The sequence below is a fragment of the Corallococcus sp. 4LFB genome (genome assembly GCF_046520365.1).
In the GTDB taxonomy this organism is placed as follows: domain Bacteria; phylum Myxococcota; class Myxococcia; order Myxococcales; family Myxococcaceae; genus Corallococcus; species Corallococcus caeni.
In genome coordinates this window covers 1-2554 of record NZ_JBKGHJ010000789.1, presented here as the reverse complement: position 1 = coordinate 2554, position 2554 = coordinate 1, and the positions used below count along the sequence as shown (strand labels likewise).

Genomic DNA, 2554 nt, shown 5'->3' with positions numbered 1-2554 from the left:
CGGGCCGCGTGGGCCACCGGAGCAGAGGGCGCACTGACCGGAGGCCGCGTGGCCACCGGAGGCCGCCGGAGGCGATCACCGGGCGCTGCTGGAACACGCCGGGGCTGGGCCACCGCCGCCGCCGGAGCCACCGGCCGGGGCGCGTCACCGAAGAGCACCTCCACCCGCGAGGTGCCCACCGTGAGCACGTCCCCGGGCTTGAGCGCCGTGGGGATGATGAGCCTCTGCCCGGACACCTGGGTGCCAGCTTCACTGCCCAGGTCGATGGCCGTCACGGAGCCATCGCTGTCCACCTTCAGCATCACGTGGAGGTTGGACACGCGCGGGTCCTGAATCTTCACCGCCGCCTGGGCGCCCGACCCCACGATGACACTCTCCGCCTCCGAAACCGTCTCCTGGATGGAGCCATCGGGGGTGGTGATCCGAAGCGTCAAACCGTTTTTTCTCGCCGCCGCCATGAAGTTCTTCCTTCTTCCCTTCCCGTCCCGAAAACGTTCAACGCCACCTGTGCCGTCTAAAGATTGTCCGCTGACTTCTGAAGCTCCGGGTCGAAGTTCTCCCGGACCCTGATGAGGCTCTGGAAATCCGTCTTCTTGCGGTTGAGCACGTAGGAGCCTTCCGGCTTCGTGAGCTCGCCCTCCACCGCCACGTCCGTGAAATCAATCACCGTCTTCTTGCGGTACACGGTGCGATCCTCCTCCTGGATGATCCGCACCGAGTCCTTGCCGCTGTCCTGCGCCAGGGCGGGAGCCGCAATCCCCAGTCCCGCCACCATCACCATCGCTGCCAGCAGTCGTTTCATGTGATGTCTCCGCCAGGCCCGCTTCGCGCTTTCCATTGCAGGGCTCGCACCAACTCCAAGCACCTGGATTCTAAGGGAGTCACCCGGCCGCTTGCACCTGGGGGCCTGGAGGCGGGAAGAAAGTTCTCGTCCTTCCCGCCAGGGCGACTGTTGTTTCTTCAGGGCGTCGGAGCAGGCACAGGCGCCGCCTGTCCATTGCCAGACGTTTCGTCGGCGGCGGGCGCGGCCGGAGCCGCTTCGGGAGCACCGGTGCTGCCTTCCGCGGCGCCCTCGGCGGGGCCCTGCTCGGGCGCGTTGGCGTCCTGGGGCAGCTGGTTCATCACGGACGAACCCGCGCCCCCGGTGGCGGCCGCGTCCTTCTTGGGCTCGCCCTCCGCGTCCGCCGTGGCGGCGGCCGGAGCCGGGGCCGGCGGCGGGTTCTTGAGCATGTTCTGCAGGCCGTTCACCTTGGCGGTGATGAGCTGCTTGTCCTGGTCCGTGGAGACGGGCAGCTCCTTGCAGCGGTCCAGGAACGCGATGGCCTTCTCGAAGCCCGCGCGGTCGGACGCGTACGCCCAGCCCGCGCCGCACACCGCCTCCGGCTTGTCCGCGGCGCGCGCGAGCACCTTCTCGAACGCCTCGCCCGCGGCCACGCCCTTCTTCGGATCCATGCCCTTCTGGCCGTCCAGCGCGTACGCCAGGTACAGCTGCCCCTCCAGGCCGTCGGGCTCCAGGGACAGGGCCTTGGTGAAGGCCTTCTCCGCGCCCGCGTAGTCGCGGTAGCTCAGCGCCAGGGCGCCCAGGTTGAGGTGGCCGGGCGCGAAGGTGTCATCCAGCGACACGGCCTTCTGGAACTGGGCGAGCGCGCGCGGGCGGTCGTCCATCTTCAGGTAGATCATCCCCAGCGTGTTGGAGATGGCCGGGTCGTCCGGCGTCACCTTGCGCGCGTTGATGATCAGCAGCTCCGCCAGGCGGTACTGGCCCCGGTCGTACGCCACCAGCGCCAGCGTCTTGTACGCCTCCGGGTTGTCCTTGCTGCGCGCCAACACGCGCCGGCCCGTGGCCTCCGCCTCGTCCAGCTTGCCCGCCAGCCGGTACGTCGCGGCCAGCGCGTTGAGCACGGGCTCGTCGTGTTCGTGGCCCGGCGTCTGGAGCGCCCGGGTGTACAGCGAGATGGCCTCGTCCAGCTGGCCCTCGTGCCGGTGCATCAGCCCCAGGTTCATCACCGACGGCGTGTGCGCGGGGTCCAGCGTGAGGACCTGCTCGTACGCCGCGCGGGCGTCCGCCGGGCGGCCCTGCTTCTCCGCGATGACGCCCAGGTTGAACCGGGCGTTGAGCGCCTTGGGCTCCTGGGAGACGACCGCCTCGAAGCCCTTGCGCGCGCCGTCCAGGTCCCCGGCCTCGTAGGCCTTCAGGGCCTCCGCGAACTGGCCGTCGGTGTCGTCCTCCTGGGCCGGGGCGGGCGAGGGGCTGGCGGCGGCCACGGCCGCGGGCTTCTCCACCGTGTTCATCGCGACCGGCGTGGGGCGGGGCCCCGTGGCGCAGGCCGTGGTGAAGGCGAAGGCGAAGGCCCCCGCCAGGAACATCCGCTTGGTGCGAAAGCCGTTCATCCCCGTCGTCCCCATCCCCTTCAACTGGCTGCTGATGTCGATGCTGTGGTTCGTCTTCACGGCCGCACCCCCTCGAGCAACGCGGTGGGTTCAGGCTTCGCGGCACCGGAGCCTTCGGGCGCCCTTCCGGCGCGGCGGCCGGCGGGTGCCCCCGGCGGGCACG

Annotated in this window: 3 protein-coding genes; all 3 read right to left on the bottom strand. The window is 70.2% G+C overall.

Features of this window, described 5'->3' with window-relative positions:
• Window positions 1–434: FHA domain-containing protein (locus ACLEQD_RS41155; RefSeq protein WP_410391375.1), on the bottom strand; the 434-nt coding region annotated here is incomplete at its 3' end.
• Window positions 435–514: 80 nt separating this feature from the next.
• Window positions 515–802 (bottom strand): hypothetical protein, encoded by a 288-nt coding sequence (locus ACLEQD_RS41150; protein ID WP_410391374.1) that lies wholly within the window; start codon window positions 800–802, stop codon window positions 515–517.
• A 158-nt stretch (window positions 803–960) separates the two neighbouring features.
• On the bottom strand, window positions 961–2451 hold the full coding sequence (locus ACLEQD_RS41145; protein ID WP_410391373.1) for a tetratricopeptide repeat protein: 1491 nt from the start codon (window positions 2449–2451) through the stop codon (window positions 961–963).
• Window positions 2452–2554: the final 103 nt, after the last annotated feature.